We start from the raw sequence: 20,205 nt of genomic DNA on the forward strand, positions 1-20,205 counted from the left end.
ATAAAATTAGGAGTGGTGAATATGCCTAAAGTAAGACAAGATGCCTGGTCTCATGAAGATGATCTATTATTAGCAGAAACCGTATTGAGACATATACGGGAAGGTAGTACACAATTGAAGGCTTTTGATGAGGTTGGAGACATCCTGAATCGAACTTCGGCTGCCTGCGGCTTTAGGTGGAATGCAGAAGTTCGTCAAAAATACGAGCAGGCGGTAGAACTTGCTAAGAAACAAAGGAAAGAGAAAAAACGGAAAGAAGCGAAGCATCAGCCCGCCTTCCAGAGACCGCAGGCTCCCGTTATCTATCAAGCCGACGTGGAGGAAGAGGATTATTCACTTCCGGAACCTTCCCCTTCAAAGTTCAAAGAAAGCAAAGCTCCTGCTGGTCCAAGCATCGGTTTACAAGATGTTATTACGTACCTGAGCCAATTATCGCAAGAAAATGATGATTCAAGTTCGCTTCAAACCCGAGTGTCAGAGCTAGAGAGCCGAAACAAAGAACTAACGGAGCAAAACCAACAGTTGAATGGCCAGCTTGAAGCTGTGACTGAAGACTATCAAGCTTTGATACAAATTATGGACCGAGCTCGAAAAATGGTTATGTTTGATGACTCGGACCATGCGTATAAACCTCAATTCCGTATGGAAAAGAACGGCAACCTTGAGAACCTTGCCCGATAATCAAAAAACGTTTCCCCGCGGGGAAACGTTTTTTTATGTATGGTTACCGTATTCAGTGATTTAGTGATAAAAAACCATTAAAAAAACCAATCCCAATTGTGCCGTCGTATCATGAGTTTTGAACCCGCTCTAGGCAGGTGGGTGCCCTGTTCCACATTTCTTGCGTCCTCCCATCAATGATGGTTATGAGGCATGCATTCCATATGGAAACACCAGGCTCCCGTTTCAAAAATGTTCGGTCAAAACGTACATTCGAACAACGTACACATCAGGATTGGTCTCTTTAATTTTGTAATGTAATCTTAGCATATAACCATAACGGAATCAACAATTACGTTGGAGATTTATGCATCTGAGTCGGACTGACTAGAAGACTTCAGCTGTAAGTGCAGTTCATCTAATTGTGATTCACTCACTGGTCCTGGAGCATTTGTCATTGGATCCTGAGCAGACGCTGTTTTCGGGAATAAGATCGTATCACGCAAATTCGTACGCCCTGCTAACAACATCACTAACCTGTCCAAACCGAAGGCAATCCCGCCATGAGGAGGTGTTCCATAGTCCAGGGCTTCCAAAAGGAATCCGAATTGTTCATTCGCTTCTTCCTGACTGAAGCCAAGCACTTCAAACATTTCCTGTTGCATTTCTTTTTGGAAAATACGCAGGGAACCTCCGCCAAGCTCATACCCATTGAGTACAATATCATAAGCTTCTGCACGCACATCCTTTGGATTCTTCTTCAACTCATCCATTTGGCCGCCTGCAGGCATTGTGAACGGGTGGTGAGCTGCATGATAGCGCCCTTCCTCTTCATCATATTCAAAGAGTGGCCAATCTGTCACCCAGAGAAAATTGAACTTGGACTCATCGATCAGATCCAAATGACGGGCTAGCTTTTGACGTAAAGCCCCCAGGCTGTCATGCACTACGTTTGTTTGATCGGCTACGAAAAGCAGAAGGTCTCCGTCTGTGGCATTCATCTTGTCCATGATCGAAGCCGCTTCTTCTTCAGAGAAGAATTTCGAAATCGGACCGTTGAACTCTCCATCCTTCACTTTCAACCAGGCAAGACCCTTCGCCCCGTACACTTTAACATCCTCCGTCAGTTTGTCGATGTCTTTTCTGGAGAATTCATCCGCTTTCCCTTTCACATTAATAGCGCTCACCTGGCCACCGGAAGCAACCGCACTATGGAATACTTTAAAACCGGAGTCCTTCACAACTTCAGAAAGGTTGACCAACTCCAGACCGAACCGTGTATCTGGTTTATCTGAGCCGAATCTTTCCATCGCCTCATCATAGGGCATACGAAGGAATGGAGTTTCAATTTCCTCCCCTTTCACTTCTTTCATGACACGTTTCATCATACGTTCGGTCATGGCCATAATTTCCTCGGTGGTCATGAATGATGTTTCGATATCCACTTGTGTAAACTCAGGCTGGCGATCCGCACGCAGGTCTTCATCTCGGAAACAGCGCACGATCTGATAATATTTCTCGAAGCCGGACATCATTAAAAGCTGCTTAAATAACTGCGGCGATTGAGGAAGTGCATAGAATTCTCCTTCATGAACCCGGCTAGGCACCAAATAGTCACGAGCTCCTTCTGGTGTACTCTTTGTCAGCATCGGTGTTTCCATATCCAGAAACTCTTCTTCATTCAAGAAATTACGAATCGACTGTGTCGTTTGATGACGCATTTTAAAGGTTTCCTGCATTTCTTTTCTTCTTAAGTCCAAGTAGCGGTACTTAAGGCGAAGATCCTCAGATACTTCTGATTGATCTTCAATCATAAACGGTGGGGTTTTCGCTTTATTTAGAATAGTCAATTCCTTTGCTGCGACTTCGATCTCCCCTGTGCCAAGGTTGGAATTGACGGTTTGTGCATCACGGGCCACCACCGTGCCTTTTACTTCGAGAACATATTCACTACGCACGTTCTCCGCTGTTTCTAGCGCTTCACCTGATGTCTCAGGGTTAAAAACTACCTGAACAAGCCCTGAACGGTCTCGTAAATCAATGAAAATCAGACCGCCTAAATCACGGCGCTTTTGTACCCAGCCTTTGATCGTAACTTCTTGCTCTAAATGTTCTTTTCGCAACGATCCGCATTTTGTTCTTTCCATCCTATTCGCCTCCAGTCAGTTCTTTCTTCATGTGGGTAATGATTTGATCAAGAGCTATCTCTTCCTGCTCACCTGTCGTCATATTTTTCACATTAATCATTTGGTTCTCAAGCTCCTGATCCCCGAGTACCAAAACAAATTTACTTCCGAAACGATCAGCAGCTTTAAACTGCGCTTTCATTTTCTTACCCAAATAGTCTTTGTCTACCTGAATACCAGAACGGCGCAATTCATCGGTTAACTTCACAGCCATCTTGTTCGCCTCATCTCCGAGGGCAACAAAAAACACATCCAATTCTTCATCCACCGGGAGGTCTACACCTTCTGCTTCAAGAGCCATAAGTAAACGTTCAAGACTCATGGCAAAGCCAATCCCGGAAGTTTCGGGACCGCCTACTTCCTGGACAAGTCCTGTATAACGGCCTCCGCCGCTCAAGGTTGTAATTGCTCCAAATCCTTCAGCTTCACTCATAATTTCAAAGGCTGTGTGATTGTAATAGTCCAGCCCCCTAACAAGGTTTGGATCAACAACGTATTCTATACCCATAACATCTAAAAATTGTTTGACCTGTTCAAAATACGCTTTAGAATAATCGTTCAAATATTCGAGAATAGAAGGTGCGGTTTCCATAGCTGGGTGTTCCCGGTCCTTCTTACAATCCAGCACTCTCAGCGGGTTTTGATCAAGGCGCAATTGACAATCCTCACAAAGTTCATCACGGTGTGGATCAAAATGACGGACAAGCGCAGCTCTGTGTGCTTCTCTGCTCTCTTTGTCCCCCAGGCTATTAAGAACAAGCTTTAATGACTTCAGCCCCAATTCTTTGTACGAGTTCAGTGCTAGAGAAAGAACCTCTGCATCAATGGCAGGATCATCACTGCCAAGAGCTTCAATCCCAAATTGTACAAACTGGCGCATTCTGCCTTGCTGAGGCCGTTCATAGCGGAACATAGGTCCCATATAAAAATACTTTGTCGGTTGATTCGGAAGGCCATAAACTTTGTTTTGTACATAAGAACGTACTACAGAAGCGGTCCCCTCCGGTCTCAACGTAATGCTTCTTCCTCCACGGTCCTCAAAGGTGTACATCTCTTTCTGAACGATATCGGTGCTGTCCCCGACTCCGCGTTGGAACAATTCGGTGTGTTCGAATATCGGTGTTCTAATTTCTTTATAATGATAGCGCCGGCATAAATCGGCCAGTTGTTCTTCAATGTACTGCCATTTCTCTGACGTGCCGGGCAGAATATCCTGCGTACCACGAGGGGCATTCATACTCATCTATAACTCCTCCTAACGAAATAAACCATTTTTTACCACAAAAAATCCCGTCCCTTTTCCGCAGATGCGAAAAAGGGACGGGATTGCCCGCGTTGCCACCCTGATTTGAGGCTTGCTACAAACCTCCACTCAAAACAGTTAACGCCTGTGTACGTCTACACCTACTCTCATTTCGATGTAGAACCTAAGAAACGTCTTTCATCAGTGCATAACGACCGAATGCTTTCAGCCTTTGGCATTCGTTCTCTGTCCGCATGGATACTGACTACTTTTTTCCTCAATGGTTTTGTTCGAATCATTTTAGAATTGATTATTATCATATAATCTTCCTTTACCTTGTGTCAAGTAAAGGAGAACAAATTTAATCGGTTGAAATAAACTTATGACGGAAGGATATGCCTTTCCATTGTCGAATAATGTTAAAGATAACGTTGAGGAGGTGGAATTTCTTGTTGAAGAAGGGAATCATTTTTCTTGCATTTTTTATAGGGTTCTTCATTATTTATGACCCAGGCCCTGTCTATGCAGACAAAGCAGTGGTCCAAGTTGATCACTTGAATGTAAGAACAGGTCCAGGAACAAACTTTGACAGCGTAGGGAAAGTTCATACTGGGGCAAGTTACAAAGTTCTGTCCGAAAAGGGGGATTGGCTGAAAATTGAGCGCACAGGGACAGATGGATGGATCGCCAAATGGCTTACAAATGTTGTACCAGAAAAAGCATCAAGCCCTTCATTTTATTCAAAATATGATTACCTCCGTATCCGGTCCAACCCGAATTTACAGGGGATGATCAAGGGGTATTTGATGAAAAGCGATGAAGTGACCCCTGCTGAACAAAGCGGAAAATGGGTTTACATCACAAAAGGAAACACAAAAGGCTGGGTGCACAGCGACTATCTGACAACAAAGAAAACAAAGGCATCTGAACCTGCAGAAAACAAAAAACAAAACTCTCCCTCACAAAGCAGCGTTAAAGGGGAGGTTGAAGTAGGAACTTCTGTCCTGAATGTCAGAAGCGAAAACTCCACAAGAGGGCGTATCCTAACAAAAGTAAGCAAAGGAGAAACCTATGATTACATAGCGAAGAAAGACCGCTGGTATCAAATAAAGTTCAGCCAAGGTAAAACAGGTTGGGTAGCTGGATGGCTCGTTAACGAAACGAGCAAGGACACAGCGAACTCCCCTTCTTCCAGTAAATCATACGTATCTTTAAATTATAACAGCACAAATCTGAGATCAGGTCCGTCCACGAGGGACAAGGTCATCGGGCGAGGGCATAAAAATGACCGTTTTAGAGTTTTAAGTAAAGAAGGACAATGGTATAAAATATCTTACGAAAGTAAAACGGCCTATGTGGCCGGCTGGATCGTCAAAGAGATAGGCGGAGACAGTACATCTCCTGCCACATCCTCTACTCTTAAAGGAAAAACCATCATGATTGATGCCGGGCACGGTGGACGTGATCCAGGAGCAGTAGGAAGAGGTGGAAGTTACGAAAAAACACTGACTCTTGATACAGCTTTTCAACTGAAGAAGCAGTTAGAAAGCAAAGGGGCAAAAGTACTGCTGACAAGGTCAAATGATCAATATACCTCCTTGTCGCTCCGCTCCTATCATTCCAACCATTCCAATGCTGATGCATTCATCAGTCTGCATTACAACTCAGCTCCTCTGCATGTGGTAGCCAGAGGATTGAACAGTTACTATTACCACGCAAAAGATAAAGCACTCGCAGATTCCGTGCAATCATCGATGGTTGCGTATACAGGCTTAAGAGATCGCGGAACTAAAAAAGGCAACTTTCATGTAATCAGAGAAAACAATAAACCTTCCGTTCTGTTAGAGTTAGGTTTCCTGTCAGATGCAAGAGAGGAACAAACGGTTAGGACGGGCTCTTACCAAACCAAAGTCAGTCAAGGAATTACCCAAGGTTTTATAAATTATTTCGACTGAATGCCATGTTCTTATTGCATAATTCTACAAAATGAATCCATCAAAAAAACTGTACTCCTGTTCGGAGTACAGTTTTTTAACGCTCTTTACTATCAATAATTAAGGTAACAGGACCTGCATTCGTTAACTGCACATCCATCATCGCTCCAAATCGACCTTTCCCTACCTTCACACCTTCATTTTCAACCATTTGATTAAAGGATTCGTATAAGCTTTCGGCAGGATCCGGCTTAGCAGCCTCCATGAAGTTGGGGCGACGACCTTTGCGGCAGTCGCCATACAGAGTAAATTGTGAGATCGATAGCATTTGGCCACCCCTATCAACAAGGGAATGGTTCATTTTTCCATTTTCATCTTCAAAAATTCGCAGATATGGAATCTTTTTCGCCAAGTAACGAGCATCTTCCTCTGTGTCTTCATGAGTCACTCCTAACAAAACGACCAAGCCATGTTCAATAGCGCTGACCGACTCTCCTTCGACGGAAACAGAAGCGTTTGTTGCTCTTTGAATGACTGCTTTCATCGTAGATTCCCCATTTCTATTGCATAACTCGACGGACCGTGTAAACTTCTTGAATTTGCTTAATCCGCTCGACAATTTTCCGCAAATGGCTGGTGTTCTGAATCAAGATGGTGATATGAATCGTCGCCATTTTATTGCGATCGGATTTCCCAGACACTGCAGTAATATTGGTTTTTGTTTCGTTGACGGCCTGGAGGACTTCGTTAAGCAGACCTCTTCGGTCATATCCCCAAATCTCAAGATCTACGTGATATTGTTTGGAGTCTGTAACCGATGTCTCCCATTTCACAGGCAACAGCCGCGTTTGAGCTTCCTCTGTGTGCACATTTGGACAATCACTACGATGGACGGAGACCCCGCGTCCTTTCGTAATATATCCTACGATCTCATCCCCCGGAACCGGATTACAACATTTCGATAATCGGACAAGAAGGTTATCCACCCCTTCTACACGTACCCCGGAATCCTTTTTGCCTGTTTTAGCAGGAGTTTTGATTTCGGTCGTACTGACATCTGCGAGGGTCTGTTCCAAATCCTGTTCTTGCTGCTTTTGTTTGCGAATTCTCTCCGTTAACCGTGTAGCGATTTGAGCTGCCGTAATTCCCTGATATCCGACAGCTGCAAACATGTCTTCTTCATTTGAGAAGTTGAATTTTTCGGACACACGATTCAGGTTATCTGTGGTGTATACATCCTTAGGCTGAATACCGAAATTGCGAATTTCCCGGTCGACAAGCTCTTTACCTTTAGAGATATTTTCATCTTTTTGCTGCTTCTTGAAAAACTGCTTGATTTTATTTTTAGCTTGGGATGTTTGAGCAAGCTTAATCCAATCCTTGGACGGACCATAGGCATGCTTTGAAGTCATAATATCAACAATATCCCCTGTCTTCAGCTCATAGTCCAAAGGCTCCATTTTGCCATTAACTTTCGCCCCGATTGTCTGATTCCCTACTTCAGTATGGATGCGATAGGCAAAATCCACAGGCACAGAACCAGACGGAAGCTCTATGACATCCCCTTTAGGTGTAAACACATAGACCATGTCCGAAAAAAGGTCCACTTTAAGAGACTCCATGAACTCTTCCGCATCATGGGTTTCACTCTGCCACTCGAGAATTTCACGGAACCAGGTAAGTTTCTCCTCAAAGGATTGTTCTGAAGTCGTTTGCTTTCCTTCTTTATACGCCCAGTGTGCAGCGATTCCATATTCCGCAATTTCATGCATTTCGTGCGTACGGATTTGAACTTCTAGCGGGTCGCCCTTAGGTCCGATCACAGTCGTATGAAGTGATTGATAAAGATTAGGCTTAGGCATGGCTATATAATCTTTAAACCGTCCCGGCATAGGTTTCCAGCAAGTATGGATAATACCGAGTACAGCGTAGCAGTCTTTAATACTATTGACAGTAATTCTAACGGCTAACAAGTCATAGATCTCATTGAATTGCTTATTTTGAAGAACCATCTTGCGGTAAATGCTGTACAGGTGTTTCGGACGTCCATTAAGGTCAGCGTCTATATTAACTTCTGTTAATTGTGACCGTATTTCATCAATGACTTCCTCAATGTAGTGCTCCCGCTCGTTCCTTTTCTGTTTCATCAAATGAACAATTCTATAATATTGCTGCGGGTTCAAGTATCGAAGAGCTGTATCTTCCAATTCCCATTTGATCGTAGAAATTCCCAATCTATGGGCTAAAGGTGCGAAGATTTCCAGCGTTTCGTTCGAAATTCGGCGCTGTTTCTCTGCAGGGAGGTGCTTCAGCGTCCGCATATTGTGAAGTCTGTCTGCTAGCTTGATCAAAATAACCCGCATATCTTTGGCCATAGCTACAAACATTTTTCTATGATTTTCCGCTTGCTGAGCTTCTTTTGACTTGTATTTGATTTTCCCTAATTTCGTTACACCATCTACCAGCATAGAAACTTCTTCACTAAAAGCATTTCCGATTTCGTTTAATGTAACCTCTGTATCCTCTACTACGTCGTGGAGAAAGCCACCGGCAATCGTTTCAGGATCCATCTCCAAGTTAACAAGAATGCCCGCTACTTGAATGGGATGAATGATATAAGGCTCCCCTGATTTGCGAAACTGATTGCTGTGAGCTTCTTCAGCAAATTCGTATGCACGACGAATAAACGCCATATCTGACTCATTCAAATACTGACTCGCTTGTTCTATGACTTCTTCCGCAGTTAGAACTGTATCTTTCGCCATTCAATCACCCTAGTTTCTTTAGAACTTTCAAAATATATTTGATTAACATTATCAAAAAAAGGACTCTTCTTGTAAAGGAAAAAGCCCACTGATGACTTGTAAAACAAAGAGCGCCCCAACAAGGGCACTCTTTCATTAATATTGCATGAGTGTAAGGACATCATGTCCATCTAGTTTGCTGCGACCATCCAAATAAGTAAGTTCAATTAAGAAGGCACAGCCCGCTACTTCTCCACCAAGCTGTTCAACAAGGTCGATGGTAGCTTCAATCGTTCCCCCGGTTGCTAGAAGGTCATCAACAATCAAGACACGTTGACCCGGTTTAATTGCATCTTTATGAATCGTAAGTACGTCTTTTCCATACTCTAAACCATAATCTACTTTTATGGTTTCACGTGGAAGTTTTCCTTCTTTCCGTACAGGTGCGAATCCAATTTCCAATGCATAAGAAACAGGACATCCGACGATGAATCCGCGTGCTTCAGGTCCTACAATAATATCTATTTCTTTATCTTTTGCATATTCTACAATTTCATCGACCGCAGCTTTGAAAGCAGGGCCATTATCCATCAAAGGCGTAATGTCCTTGAACTGGACACCCTCTTTAGGCCAATCTTCAACGATCGCAATATGTTCTTTATAATCCATTCGTTACTTCCTCCTTGGCTTGCTTAAAACGATGGTTCATGTACTGATCGAACCAAGTCTTCAATTCTTTGTATGTGGAATAGTACAAGGTACGTTCAATTTGCAATTGCTCCTCACGATAGCGATAAAGCGAAGATTCCCGCAAATCTTTTTGAGAAGGTTCGGATTCCACAGTAATAATCCCGTCTTTCATTTTAACAAAGTCGAGTTCAAAAAACACCTCAGAAATAAATTCCACCATGGACTTGTCCCATCCTTTACGGTCAGCCAATAAATCGGCTTCTTCATGAAGGTTGAAACGACCACGCTTCAATAGCATACCATAAAACCATTTGAAGTGGTCTCTTGATGGCCATGTTTTTAGAAAAGTGCTTTCCTGTATATGATAACAGGCGAAAAGGTTGTCCACCTCCACTCTGTTGAGCATCTCAATCAAATCAGACATCCGCTCAGGTAAATCAATGAGAAGCAGCCCATCAAAAATGCTGCCCTGCTTCACATTTTCAGCTTCCAGCACAGGAATATTGAAAGGTGATTCAACTTCTCCCCGGAATCGCACGGCTGCATAGGTTTGGTCCGTGGGGATGATTACGTTCTTTTCGATATGTTTAGAACCTCTATGATCGAACAATTGCCATTCGTTGATGCTTAAGTCTTTGATCATCACCTGTAGGTTTTTACGACCATTCCATTCATTTATGCCAAGCTCTCCTACAACATCAAGAGAAGTATGAGGAGAGATACGCTGGTAAAGGTCCCCCATGCCAAATGCAATCCCATCTATGCGGGATTGTTGACCTTGAAACTGAAATTTCAGGTGATTTTTTTTACTTCCGATCAAGCGTACTTCTTTCGGGGTGTGCTTGAGATGGAATAACGGTTTAGGATTCCCCATACCAAATGGACGAAGTTGATCGACCTCTTCGATTTGTTGAAGAGAAATGTCTTCCAATTGGACAGTGGTCTCAATTTCGAGAACCTGTTGATAATCATCATCCGATAGTTTTTCCCCTGCCAAAGAAATTAAATCATTCCTCAAATCGTCAATCTGTTCTACGGAAAGCGTCATTCCAGCCGCTTGTGCATGGCCGCCAAAATGCAAGAAGCGGTGACGGATTTCCATACAGTTTGAAAATAAATCGAAGGCATCAATACTTCTTGCCGAACCTTTGGCTTCCCCTTTTTCTTCATCAATGGCTAAAACGATGGCGGGCCGGTCAAATTGACGGACAAGTTTAGAAGCTACAATACCAAGAACCCCTGGATTCCAGCCTGCTTTAGCGACGACAATAACATTGTCCGCTTGACCGTCCTCCGTAGCAACCATCTCTTCTGCCTCTTTGGCAATAGAAGCTACGATTTTCTGCCTCTCTTGATTCAGTGAGTTTATGAATGAAGCGATTTGATCAGCTTCCTCTAAATCTTGCGACAGCAGTAAATCAACGGCAGGAGTGGCATCCTGTAGCCGACCGACGGCATTCAATCGCGGTCCGATTGTAAAGCCGATTGTCTCTTCATTCATATCGCCCTCAATTCCACATACTTTCCTCAAAGCTTGAATACCAGGTCTCTTTGAACGTGAAATTGCCTGAAGTCCTATAGAAGCTAGAACTCTGTTTTCCCCTTGTAAGGGGACAAGGTCTGCAATGGTCCCAATGACTACAAGATCCAAAAATTCTTTCGGGAAATCACCGAGAAGCGCGTGCGCGAATTTAAATGCAACGCCCACTCCGGCAAGCTCCTGAAAAGGGTATTCCGCTGACGTTTTTGGGTGGATAATGGCAAAGGCATCAGGGAGGACCTCCTGAACTTCATGGTGATCGGTAATAATCAAATCAATACCAAGTTCCTTTGCGAACGTTGCTTCTTCTATTGCTGCTATACCTGTATCCACCGTAATAATCAAAGCATACCCGGAATCATGAGCAAATTGAAAAGCCTCTTTATTCGGACCATATCCTTCAGTGAAACGGTTGGGAATATAAAAGTCACAATCCGCCCCAGCTTTCCTTAGTGCTTCTACCATTACCGTCGTTGAAGTGACACCATCCGCATCATAATCGCCAAAAACAAGAATAGGCTCCTGAGCTTCGACTGCCTTTTTCACACGGTGTATAGCACGGTCCATCCCTTCCATGAGCATTGGGTTGTGCAAATGCTCCAATGAAGGGTTTAAAAAGAGGTCCGCAGCTGCCTTGTGGAATACCCCTCTTTTTTCCAAAAGCTGTTGGGTAAGAGGAGTCACACCAGGAAGGTTTCCTGCGCTATCTTCAGCATCTCTATATGTAAAATTCCATTTCATCTTGCTTTGTATCATAAGTTCACCCCTGACCCATCTATTATACAAGAGCGGACCAGGGGTAGCAAACGCAATTATGTGACTTTGGATGAAGAGTTTTCTTCTTCTGGTTTTTCTTCTTTTTCGGGTTCTTCTTTTACAGTAGAGCCAGATGTAGATACCTCTTTTGCTTTCAATCGGTTGTTTTCCCGCTTCAGTTTATAATAACGAACGGCACCTACAGACGCTGTTCCTAATCCCCCTAATAAAACTGAAATCAAAATGACGAGAATTAATGGTGCTTCACCAGAACCAAACAAATAATTGACTTGTACAGGATCCACATTAATAACCGCAAAAATTGCAATGACTAATGCAAAAATAAATGCCAGAATTAAATAACTTTGTCCCTTCATTATCGATCCCCTCTTTCTTTAATTAAAGCTTCTAATCTATTTAGTTTATACCCGGTTGCCCCTTAGAATAACCAAAAGACCACCCTTTTAAGGATGGTCTAAAGATCCGTCCTCTTTCTATTATACTTGAGGACCTTCTGTTTTTTTCTTCTTCACATAATTGATGGGCTGATCTTTAATGTTGCGGCCTCTCCACACGAGCCATAGCTGGGAAGCGATAAACAAGGATGAATACGTTCCGGCCAGTAAACCGATTACGAGAGCAAATGAAAAGTTGGTGATTGAAGATGCACCAAAGAATAGGAGCATGACGGCTGCAAATATTACCGTTAAGACCGTATTAAAACTTCGGGCAAGTGTCTGCATCAGACTATCATTAACAACTTTTGCAAGTTCTTTGAACGATTTCACCTTCTTCTTCATTCTCAAGTTCTCCCGAATTCGATCAAAGGTGACAATCGTATCGTTAACGGAGTAACCGACAATCGTTAAGATTGCTGCGATAATCGTTATATCAAATTCCAGTCTCGTTAAACTGAAGAATGCGATAATGAAAAACGCATCGTGGAGCAGGGCAATAATCGCGGTTAACGCAAAGAAAATCTCAAAACGGATCGTTACATAGATGATTATTCCGATGGAGGCATACAAGACAGCAAGTGCCGCATTTTTGGCAAGTTCCTGACCTACAATCGGTGAGACTGTGCTGACGTTTGGCGTGTTGCCAAACTCTTCTTCATAATAACTTTGAATTTCCCCGATTTTGTCTTTGCTCAACTCAGCATCAAAACGGGCGACGGCAATTTCGCTATTATCCCCGGAAATGATGACCTGTTTCGGATCCACATCAAAGTTCTCCTGCATCGTCTCTTCCACTTGTTCCGAAGTGATCTTGCCATCAGACAAGATCGATACTCTTGAACCACTAGTAAAGTCGATCCCCAGGTTCAATCGGAATATGGCAAGAGCCAATATACCAGCAATGATGAGAATGATGGATATGGAGAAGAAACGCTTCCTGAGGCCGACAAAATCAAACTTCCGCTTCATGAAGGTTGCTTCAACTTCTTCTCCTTCTGAAATATCATGGATTTCCTCAGGCTTCACACCAAACCATTTCGGACGCTTATTCAGGATTCGGCTCTTCACCCATAAACTCATGAATAAACGTGTTCCGTACACAGCTGTTATGAAGCTGACAAGAATACTGACGATCAACATCGTCGCAAACCCTTTGACCGAACTTGTTCCGAATATGAAAAGTACAGTAGCTGCAATTAAGGTAGTAATGTTGGCATCAAGAATGGTAGCCAGCGACCGTTTGTTACCCGCTTTATAAGCGGACAGTAATGACTTACCGGATTTCAACTCTTCCTTGATACGCTCATAAGTAATGATGTTCGCGTCGACAGCCATACCGACTCCTAATATTAAGGCGGCAATTCCCGGTAGTGTTAAGACTCCATTCATCCACTCAAAGACAACAAGAATCAGGTAGATATAAACACTCAACGTTAGGGTGGCAATTATTCCCGGGAACCGGTAGTACGCAATCATGAATAAGAAGATGGCTGCAATTCCTATGAAGCCGGCAAAAATCGTTTTTTTCATCGCCTGTTCACCGAACTGTGCACCGACGGATGTAGAATACGTTTCTTCAAGGTTCACTGGCAGTGAGCCCGCGTTCAGGATGTCCGCCAGTTGTGTCGCTGATTCCTGCGTGAAATCCCCACTGATCATGACTGAATTACTGCGGACCGGTCCATCAGAGAACCCTGGTGCAGAAATATACGCCGGATCTTCCTTCCCCCACTCATCAGCAAAGGAAGTCTCTTCATTATAATCAAGCCAGATCACTAAAAGGTTGTCTGGATAAGGGGTGCTTGGGTCATCTGGTGTATTGTAAATTTCCTCTGAAACATCATAGAATTTGGAAGCACTCTTCACCTTCAGTGTGACGATCGGTTCATTCGTATCGGGGTGATAGGATTGTTGTGCACTTCCTTCCACCAAGTCTGAACCGTCCATGTACAACTCCCCGTCCGTTCCACGGAATGAGAGTTCAGCAGTTGTTGATAACAGTTCCCTGGCCGTCTGCTGATCTTCTACACCAGCCAGCTGGACACGGATTCTTCCTCCGTCTTCAATCGTGATGTTTGTTTCACTAATCCCGAGTGTGTCTACACGTTCCGTCAACGAACGCGCTGTTGCTTCAAGGACCTGGTCATTGACTTCCTGATCCTCATCCAGAGGCTCAACATCATAGAGGATTTCAAATCCTCCCTGTAAATCCAAGCCTAACTTAATATCTTTAGTAACTCCTGTTAAGGTCGTCCCTATCGTAGCAGCCAGCAATAAAACCACTATAAAAAAGGCGACGATCCGCCCTCGTTTCACCATACTGTTTTGCTCCTCCTTTATGTACGAACACATGCGATGATTTATCAGCTCTATGTAAATGACGAATAGACAAAATTTGATAATCCCCGTACCTATTCTACTACTTTTTCAAACTTTCGCAACAATAGGAATCCCTATAGTCTTACAACACGAACCATTTATTCATATTCTGATGGACCGGTGAGAGCTTCGATGGATGCAAGCAGATCATCATTCTGATAAGCCTCCATTGTTAAATAGCTCGTATATGTATGAGTCTGCAAATGAAGGATATCCTGGACCATTTGGTGCAGTCTTTTTTCAGGGGTGCCATTCCAAACTTTCTTTATTAAGCAATCCCATACTTCCTCTTCTGTCGCTCGTTTATACCCCAACAAATGGAATTCCCTTACTTTACTTTGCAAAACGACGCTTACTTCTTTTCTCCAATTTGTGACCGTCTTTGTATGATCCATTTGAATGCTCCTCACTCTACAGTTTTAGTAAACGGGTGTCATGCCTTGTCCATCCTTTCGCATATACTTCATTGTAGCGGAATTCCATTTTTTTGAGAAGGCGGATCAATCATATGTCAAAACAAACTTTTTTACATGGTGCTCTTATTCTGGTTGCTGCTGGACTCATCACCCGTTTGCTGGGTTTCATCAACAGAATAGTGGTTGCCCGGGTAATGGGTGCGGAAGGCGTCGGCCTTTATATGATGGCGCTTCCCACATTGATCTTAGCGATCACCATTACCCAATTCGGCCTCCCAGTAGCGATTTCTAAAAGAGTCTCGGAAGCAGAAGCAACGCGGAACGAAAGTAAGATCAAAAGGATCCTTCTCGTATCCCTTATGATTACAGGTTCCTTGAGCATTTTGTTTACCATCGGGCTTTTTCTGCTGGCACCGGTTGTGGCCACCTACTTTTTAACAGACGCGAGAGCCCTCTATCCTCTGCTTGCCGTTACACCGATTATCCCAATCATCGCTGTATCCTCTGTCATAAGAGGATACTTCCAAGGAAGACAAAACATGAAGCCACAAGCTGTCTCCCAGGTCATTGAGCAGATCGTACGAATCGGCTCCGTCGTTGTTCTGACAAAATTGCTTTACCCATACGGAGTCCAGTACGCTGCCGCAGGGGCTATGGTCTCTGCTGTTATAGGAGAATTAATCTCCTTATTGTATATGGTGAGACAATTCAACATTCAAAAGGGATTTCGATTGAGAAAGTCGTGGAAAAAGCACATCCATGAAGGAAAAAAAACCTTGAACGAACTGATGACGATCGCACTCCCAACTACGGGCAGTCGTTTCATAGGATCGCTCACGTATTTTTTTGAGCCGATCCTTGTAGCTCAAAGTTTAGCTATCGCAGGTATTGCCGCTGTAGAATCAACAAAATTATACGGAGAGCTGACCGGATATGTACTCCCCCTGTTATTTTTGCCGACATTTTTGACTCATGCTCTTTCCATTGCACTTGTCCCTTCCATCAGTGAAGCTGCAGCCCAGGGAAAAGGCGAAACCATTGCCTACAGAATTATGCAGTCCATTCGACTGTCCATTGCCTCGGGAGGATTAATCACCATCGTGTTTATGATTTTCCCGGCCGTTATTCTTATGACAGTCTATGGGACGAGTCAATCTTCCTTCATGTTGCAGTTCATGGCACCATTCTTTCTTCTACATTATATCCAGACCCCCCTGCAGGCAACCTTGCAAGCCTTAGATCTTGCCCGTCCTGCTATGTGGAACACGTTGATTGGAGCGATCATCAAATTTATCGTCCTCGTTGGGTTAAGTTCACGACCTGAGTTTGGAATTCACGGAGTTGCCATGGCTATCGTCGTAGGGGTTGTCGTTGTCACCCTGCTGCATTTAGGTGTCCTCATAAAGTACAAAGTCATTCGTTTTCCAATGGAGATGTTCTTCAAGTTCGGATTGGTAATAGCCATCATAGGAGTGGTAGGGTTTCAATGGAAACATCACTGGCTCCTTGATAGCAAACCGCTCTCTCAATTGTTAACGATGGGTATAGGCCTTTCCATTTTGTACGTTATATTGTTGTTCAGCTTCCGATTGATTCGGTTGGAGGAATGGAAGATGATCCCATGGAACCGAATTTTGAATAAAAAATAACCGCGCTTCCGCGGTTATTTTTTTTATTTACATTTCATAAGTAAAGATGCCTTCTGTTGTTCAAGGTTCGTTTTCATTAGGCTCTGTTAAAGTTTAGTGTTGCTATTACTGCAAAGAGGAACTTCTAATTTTATGGAACTTCCACATTTTTATATTTGGCTTATTCAACGAAAGCTCCCTTTTCTTGAAGACTCAGCTTCGAGATGTTTGTATGGGAGTTAGGGGCTGCGGGGGATGACTCGCTTTCCGCGGGAGCGCGGTGAGCCTCCTCAGTCTTACGCCTTGCGGGGTCTCACCCAGCACTCTTTTCCTCGTAGATATCCGGTTTCTGCGCCTAGCGGCTAGTGAGACTTCCCTCGCTTCTGTACGAGGCGCCTGCACACTTAAGATAGGAGTCTCGCCATCCCCCTCCGCCCCTTGGCTAGATCAGGGTCTCGAAACCCCCTCATGAATCATCAGCTATTCTAGTTGGTGAGAGGATAAGGTTCATATTCCCAAACGGAGGTGCTCGAACCCGGAAAGCTTGATACATAGCGTTTTATGCTTACAACAACCGGGGGAATGGAAGACCATCCAACGTTGGTAAAGGGGTTCGTTTCTCGCATGACCGAATGGGGTGGTTGGGAAGCTGCGAGACTCCCGTGGGAGAAAGGAGATCGGCGAGATCCCGCAGGGCGATAAGCCCGAGGAAGCTCGGCATTCCCCCACAGGAAAGCGAGTAGTTTCCCAGCCACCCCTGGCACTCAACACAATAACGAACCCCGGACCCTCTCGAAACGGAGTCTTCAACAATCCTGCCTGCCATTTAGCGAAAGGCTCCGTTTCGAAATCATGATCCAACAAGATTCAATGGTCACATCGTGAAAGGAGATCATCTAAAGGTTTCGACACTTGGAAATAAATCCCCTTTTACCATCCTATCATTCATTGTCCCTTCCATCCGTTGATGCAAAAATCAATACTGACCTTTAACAGGGCCTTTCATTAAACAGCTAGGGTGAAAACTTATAGAAATTCATTCTTACGGTCGATTTGTACTTCTCCATGGTCGTTAATGGTACATAAGGATATTTCCTCAAACGAATGATAGCCTTGTTTCCGAACTTCATTCACAAGCCATTGTTTATTTTTCTGGACGGTTTGAAGACCACTATACTGAACGACACCATCAGCGATTAATACGACAGCAAAATCAGAGCTGCCATCTTCCTTCTTTTCAAAAACCGATAATTTACCTGATGGTTCCAGGATGGCATAGGCTACATCCGACACTTGGTTGATGCCATGTTCTCGTAATTGAAGTAATAAATCATTGAAGTTATAACGCTGCCTTCTCATCTCATATTCATCTACCCTGCCATGCTTAATGATGATGGATGGCTTCCCATCAAACCAATTTCTAAAGCGCTGGTTTTTCAAGGAAATCCAAGCACTTCCGATCTGAATGGCCAAAAGAACCCCCATCGGGACAACAGCCTTCCAAATGGCTTGATCCGGATTTTCAATAAGAAAAATCGCTATTTCTGCGAGCATGATGAATACCACTAAGTCCATCACACTCAATTCACCAATCTCCCTTTTACCCATGAACCGAAACACGAATAATATGATTAAATAGGTGAGGAGGGTACGAATGATAATGCTTAGAACAAGCATTCTGAGCACAACCTTTCCTGAAGGTATCCCTCTCGTTAACATCACCTAATTTAATGATTTTATGACAAAAACGGCAGTAAATAGCGAAACCATACATAGATCGATGAGACAATCAGGGAAAGAAATAAGACTGGGAAACCGTATAAGGAAAATTTGAGAAAAGGAATCGGTTTATCATGACTGGCGGCTAATCCAGCGACGACTACGTTTGCAGAAGCGCCGACAAGTGTACCATTTCCTCCCAGACAGGCTCCGAGAGCCAATGACCACCAGACAGGGTCGACATTCATCATTCCATACCCTTGAAGCTCCTGGACAACAGGAATCATAGCAGCTACAAAAGGAATATTATCAACGACGCCTGATAAAATACCTGCACTCCACAGCATGACCATTGAGGTTACAGGCATATCTCCTCCGGAAATCCAGACCATTCCCCTTGCTAATTCATCAATGACACCTACCGTTTCCAGCCCGCCTACAAGCATAAATAACCCCATAAAGAAAAATAGAGTGACCCATTCCACCTCTTGAAAAACATGTTCTACCTCCAACTCTTTTTCGGATAAAAACAAAAGCAGCAGGGCTCCACTGACCGCAATGGTCGTGATGTCCATATGAATGAAAGGATGCATCATAAAACCAATAATGGTCAGAAGCATGACCGATACGGAATGAAAAAGTAAAGGGGAAACTTTCAAATGCTCTTTAGCGTTCATCTTCATTAGGTTTTCTGCCAACTCTTGGTTGTATGTCAACTTATTTCTGAACAGAAAAATAACGCAGGTGGTAACCAGAACGAAAATGAGGGCGACCACTGGTCCTAAATGATAAAGGAATGATACGAAACTAAAGTGATCGACCGCCTGTCCAATCATAATATTAGGAGGATCTCCGATGAGTGTTGCTGTCCCACCGATATTAGAACTGAAGATGGTCATTATCAAATAAGGAAAAGCCGGAAGTTTTAAACGATCGACGAGGGATAAAAGGACAGGGACGAACAAAAGGACTGTTGTCACATTATCAAGGAAAGCGGAACCTACCGCTGTGAACAAAGCCGTGACAATAAGGAGTGGTACAGGCCTGCCTTTGACAAGCTGAGCAAGCCAGATGGCCATAAACGTAAAAATGCCGGTTTTCTTGGTAATAGATACTAACACCATCATCGAAAAGAGTAGGGCAACGGTTTCCCAATCGATAAATCCAAAAGCTTGTTCCCACTCATAAATTTTCGTCATCAATAGGAGTACGCCACCCGCTACGGCTACTAGTGCACGGTTTAGTTTTTCCGTCATAATCAATATGTAACTAGCTACGAAAATGAGGATTGCGAGTACTGTTGACATAGATCTTCCCCTTTTTGGACGGACTTTACTAATACTTATTCAAGTCCATAAGAAAATATCTACTTCTATCTTTATAGTTTTCATGCATATAGATAAAAGTGACAAGCCTATCAAGGGGGGATCGGATGAAAAAGTTAGTATCCGGGGTACTTGGGTACGGAGTCGGTTCTATTTTTATACTTATGATTGTGTTCGCCGGTGTGTTGGCCCTTTTACTTAGGTTTACAGGAATGGAATATGAGACGCTCAATCAACTCGCATTAGTCGCAGGAATCAGTATTCTTGCCTTCGGGGGGATGCTTGCCGCCTATAAAGGAGAACAAAAAGGCTGGCTTTCGGGTGGGATGACGGGACTGATTTTTGTAAGTGCCATGATTTTATTCCAAATCATATTCGAAAATTCATGGGTGTCTCTCCCTCAATTAAGTTATTTCGGAGGATTGATTTTGGCCGCATGGCTCGGAGGGATGATTGGTGTTAACCTGCCAAGGAAAACAGTGAAAAGGTGACACGAAGTAGAAATCCCGCTACATCATAATGTAGCG

At 43.6% G+C, this 20,205-nt stretch carries 15 protein-coding genes, 1 other RNA gene and 1 other annotated feature; of the genes, 4 read left to right on the plus strand and 12 right to left on the minus strand.

Features of this window, described 5'->3' with window-relative positions:
• Window positions 1-21: 21 nt before the first annotated feature.
• On the plus strand, window positions 22-681 hold the full coding sequence (locus ACXADE_RS13555) for an RsfA family transcriptional regulator (protein ID WP_474980987.1): 660 nt from the start codon (window positions 22-24) through the stop codon (window positions 679-681).
• Between the two features lie 85 nt (window positions 682-766).
• On the opposite strand, the gene ssrS is transcribed toward ACXADE_RS13555, so the two are convergent.
• From ssrS to hisS, 3 genes are all read right to left on the minus strand, one after another.
• A non-coding RNA gene (gene ssrS, locus ACXADE_RS13560) (6S RNA) lies at window positions 767-959 on the minus strand.
• A 66-nt stretch (window positions 960-1,025) separates the two neighbouring features.
• Entirely contained in the window at window positions 1,026-2,807 is a 1,782-nt protein-coding gene (gene aspS, locus ACXADE_RS13565; RefSeq protein ID WP_474980988.1) for an aspartate--tRNA ligase, read from the minus strand.
• Between the two features lies 1 nt (window position 2,808).
• Window positions 2,809-4,089 carry a histidine--tRNA ligase gene (hisS, locus tag ACXADE_RS13570; RefSeq protein WP_474980989.1) on the minus strand — a complete coding sequence of 427 codons (1,281 nt, stop codon included), beginning with the start codon at window positions 4,087-4,089 and terminating at the stop codon, window positions 2,809-2,811.
• A gap of 70 nt (window positions 4,090-4,159) precedes the next feature.
• Window positions 4,160-4,379, minus strand: a binding site (T-box leader).
• Window positions 4,380-4,538: 159 nt separating this feature from the next.
• Here hisS and ACXADE_RS13575 point away from each other — a divergent pair.
• Entirely contained in the window at window positions 4,539-6,044 is a 1,506-nt protein-coding gene (locus ACXADE_RS13575; RefSeq protein WP_474980990.1) for an SH3 domain-containing protein, read from the plus strand.
• Window positions 6,045-6,120: 76 nt separating this feature from the next.
• Here ACXADE_RS13575 and dtd read toward each other — a convergent pair whose 3' ends face one another.
• The 7 genes from dtd to ACXADE_RS13610 form a co-directional block, all read right to left on the minus strand.
• Window positions 6,121-6,567 carry a D-aminoacyl-tRNA deacylase gene (dtd, locus tag ACXADE_RS13580; protein ID WP_474980991.1) on the minus strand — a complete coding sequence of 149 codons (447 nt, stop codon included), beginning with the start codon at window positions 6,565-6,567 and terminating at the stop codon, window positions 6,121-6,123.
• Between the two features lie 16 nt (window positions 6,568-6,583).
• Window positions 6,584-8,788, minus strand: coding sequence for a RelA/SpoT family protein (locus ACXADE_RS13585; protein WP_474980992.1), 2,205 nt, complete (start codon window positions 8,786-8,788; stop codon window positions 6,584-6,586).
• Window positions 8,789-8,923: 135 nt separating this feature from the next.
• Window positions 8,924-9,436: an adenine phosphoribosyltransferase gene (locus ACXADE_RS13590; RefSeq protein WP_474980993.1), complete on the minus strand. Its 513-nt coding sequence runs from the start codon at window positions 9,434-9,436 to the stop codon at window positions 8,924-8,926.
• Window positions 9,426-11,753 (minus strand): single-stranded-DNA-specific exonuclease RecJ, encoded by a 2,328-nt coding sequence (gene recJ, locus ACXADE_RS13595; protein WP_474980994.1) that lies wholly within the window; start codon window positions 11,751-11,753, stop codon window positions 9,426-9,428. Before recJ ends, ACXADE_RS13590 begins: the two co-directional genes overlap by 11 nt.
• Window positions 11,754-11,809: 56 nt before the next feature.
• Window positions 11,810-12,130, minus strand: coding sequence for a LapA family protein (locus ACXADE_RS13600; protein ID WP_474980995.1), 321 nt, complete (start codon window positions 12,128-12,130; stop codon window positions 11,810-11,812).
• A 120-nt stretch (window positions 12,131-12,250) separates the two neighbouring features.
• Entirely contained in the window at window positions 12,251-14,530 is a 2,280-nt protein-coding gene (secDF, locus tag ACXADE_RS13605) for a protein translocase subunit SecDF (RefSeq protein WP_474980996.1), read from the minus strand.
• A gap of 158 nt (window positions 14,531-14,688) precedes the next feature.
• The gene (locus ACXADE_RS13610) at window positions 14,689-14,985 is read right to left on the minus strand and encodes a post-transcriptional regulator (RefSeq protein ID WP_474980997.1); all 297 of its coding nucleotides are present in this window, start codon (window positions 14,983-14,985) and stop codon (window positions 14,689-14,691) included.
• A gap of 113 nt (window positions 14,986-15,098) precedes the next feature.
• Here ACXADE_RS13610 and spoVB point away from each other — a divergent pair, with 113 nt between their 5' ends.
• Window positions 15,099-16,655, plus strand: coding sequence for a stage V sporulation protein B (gene spoVB / locus ACXADE_RS13615; protein ID WP_474980998.1), 1,557 nt, complete (start codon window positions 15,099-15,101; stop codon window positions 16,653-16,655).
• A gap of 1,005 nt (window positions 16,656-17,660) precedes the next feature.
• On the opposite strand, the gene ACXADE_RS13620 is transcribed toward spoVB, so the two are convergent.
• Both ACXADE_RS13620 and ACXADE_RS13625 read right to left on the minus strand, forming a co-directional pair.
• On the minus strand, window positions 17,661-18,311 hold the full coding sequence (locus ACXADE_RS13620) for a DUF421 domain-containing protein (protein ID WP_474980999.1): 651 nt from the start codon (window positions 18,309-18,311) through the stop codon (window positions 17,661-17,663).
• A 59-nt stretch (window positions 18,312-18,370) separates the two neighbouring features.
• Window positions 18,371-19,660, minus strand: a complete 1,290-nt coding sequence (locus ACXADE_RS13625; RefSeq protein WP_474981000.1) for an ArsB/NhaD family transporter — start codon at window positions 19,658-19,660, stop codon at window positions 18,371-18,373.
• Between the two features lie 125 nt (window positions 19,661-19,785).
• Between ACXADE_RS13625 and ACXADE_RS13630 the strand changes: the two genes are divergently transcribed.
• Window positions 19,786-20,169 (plus strand): TIGR04086 family membrane protein, encoded by a 384-nt coding sequence (locus ACXADE_RS13630; protein WP_474981001.1) that lies wholly within the window; start codon window positions 19,786-19,788, stop codon window positions 20,167-20,169.
• Window positions 20,170-20,205: the final 36 nt, after the last annotated feature.

Source organism: Halobacillus sp. ABR2_026 (assembly GCF_056158545.1).

Coding starts and splice junctions, on each gene's coding strand:
- ACXADE_RS13625 (WP_474981000.1), bottom strand. CDS start 19,660: ATGTCAACAGTACTCGCAATCCTCATTTTCGTAGCTAGTTACATATTG.
- ACXADE_RS13620 (WP_474980999.1), bottom strand. CDS start 18,311: ATGCTTGTTCTAAGCATTATCATTCGTACCCTCCTCACCTATTTAATC.
- ACXADE_RS13555 (WP_474980987.1), top strand. CDS start 22: ATGCCTAAAGTAAGACAAGATGCCTGGTCTCATGAAGATGATCTATTA.
- ACXADE_RS13630 (WP_474981001.1), top strand. CDS start 19,786: ATGAAAAAGTTAGTATCCGGGGTACTTGGGTACGGAGTCGGTTCTATT.
- ACXADE_RS13610 (WP_474980997.1), bottom strand. CDS start 14,985: ATGGATCATACAAAGACGGTCACAAATTGGAGAAAAGAAGTAAGCGTC.
- dtd (WP_474980991.1), bottom strand. CDS start 6,567: ATGAAAGCAGTCATTCAAAGAGCAACAAACGCTTCTGTTTCCGTCGAA.
- ACXADE_RS13585 (WP_474980992.1), bottom strand. CDS start 8,788: ATGGCGAAAGATACAGTTCTAACTGCGGAAGAAGTCATAGAACAAGCG.
- hisS (WP_474980989.1), bottom strand. CDS start 4,089: ATGAGTATGAATGCCCCTCGTGGTACGCAGGATATTCTGCCCGGCACG.
- recJ (WP_474980994.1), bottom strand. CDS start 11,753: ATGATACAAAGCAAGATGAAATGGAATTTTACATATAGAGATGCTGAA.
- secDF (WP_474980996.1), bottom strand. CDS start 14,530: ATGGTGAAACGAGGGCGGATCGTCGCCTTTTTTATAGTGGTTTTATTG.
- spoVB (WP_474980998.1), top strand. CDS start 15,099: ATGTCAAAACAAACTTTTTTACATGGTGCTCTTATTCTGGTTGCTGCT.
- aspS (WP_474980988.1), bottom strand. CDS start 2,807: ATGGAAAGAACAAAATGCGGATCGTTGCGAAAAGAACATTTAGAGCAA.
- ACXADE_RS13590 (WP_474980993.1), bottom strand. CDS start 9,436: ATGGATTATAAAGAACATATTGCGATCGTTGAAGATTGGCCTAAAGAG.
- ACXADE_RS13600 (WP_474980995.1), bottom strand. CDS start 12,130: ATGAAGGGACAAAGTTATTTAATTCTGGCATTTATTTTTGCATTAGTC.